Below are 531 nucleotides of genomic sequence, written 5' to 3' on the forward strand. Positions count from 1 at the left end.
GTCCATTCCGGAGCACAGAAATGAAATCCATCCTGACCGCCACTCTCCTTTCCATCGCCTGCGGCGCCGCCCTGGCCGACGTTACGGTGAAGGATCCATGGGTACGCGCCACCGTGGCCGAACAGAAAGCCACCGGCGCCTTCATGCAGATCACCGCGCCGAAGGCTGCACGTCTGGTCGGCGTCCGCTCGCCCGTGGCCGGCGTCGCGGAAATCCATGAAATGTCGATGAGCGACAATGTGATGCGCATGCGCGCCATTCCGGCACTCGATCTGCCGGCCGGCAAGGCGGTCGAACTCAAGCCCGGCGGCTACCACCTGATGCTGATGGATCTGCGCGCGCCGCTGGTCGACGGGCAGGTGGTGCCGCTCAGCCTGACCGTGGAAATGGCCGACGGCCGGCGCGAGACGCTGGAGGTCAAGGCCCCGGTGCGCCCGCTCGGCGCTGCCACGTCGCACGATCACCACTGAGCCAGCCCCGCCTGGGCCGGTGGGCCTCGCTTACCGGAGCACCCTTCGCGGTCTTTTTCTC

General features: G+C 67.2%; 1 protein-coding gene. It reads left to right on the plus strand.

Annotation, left to right across the window (positions count from 1 at the left end; all coding sequences use genetic code 11):
- The first annotated feature begins 20 nt into the window (after nucleotides 1–20).
- Complete coding sequence (locus ACK4TH_RS13210) at nucleotides 21–470, plus strand: copper chaperone PCu(A)C (RefSeq protein WP_409627091.1); 450 nt, start codon at nucleotides 21–23, stop codon at nucleotides 468–470.
- The last annotated feature ends 61 nt before the right edge of the window (nucleotides 471–531 follow it).

The organism is Tepidimonas sp. (assembly GCF_046292505.1).
GTDB lineage: Bacteria > Pseudomonadota > Gammaproteobacteria > Burkholderiales > Burkholderiaceae_C > Tepidimonas.